The sequence below is a fragment of the Streptomyces barringtoniae genome (assembly GCF_020819595.1).
GTDB lineage: Bacteria > Actinomycetota > Actinomycetes > Streptomycetales > Streptomycetaceae > Streptomyces > Streptomyces barringtoniae.
This window is the reverse complement of sequence record NZ_JAJHNP010000129.1, coordinates 1-316: the sequence shown is the minus strand read 5'-3', so window position 1 is coordinate 316 and position 316 is coordinate 1. Positions and strand designations below refer to the sequence as shown.

Here is a 316-nt window from a genome sequence, read left to right as displayed (position 1 = left end):
CCTGTGGTGCGCCACCCGCGGCGCGGTCTCCGTCAACAAGGGCGACACACTCGACGATCCGGAGCAGGCGCTGGTGTGGGGCCTGGGCCGGGTGGCCGCCCTGGAGCACGGTGAGCGGTGGGGCGGTCTGCTCGATCTGCCGGCCGGGGCCGGGGACGAGGCCGACGAACGGTCGCTGAATCGTCTGGCGGACATGCTCGCGGCGGCCGGTGACGAGGACCAGCTCGCGCTGCGGCCCGCGGGAGTGTTCGTACGACGGCTGGTGCGGGCCCCGCTGGACCGCACCCCGGCGGTCCGTGACTGGCGGCCCGGGGGC

General features: G+C 75.9%; 1 protein-coding gene. It reads left to right on the top strand.

Annotated features, from left to right (window positions below):
- Positions 1–316, top strand: a 316-nt coding sequence (locus tag LMU33_RS41035; RefSeq protein WP_228627234.1) for a SpnB-like Rossmann fold domain-containing protein, incomplete at both ends; no start/stop codon positions are given.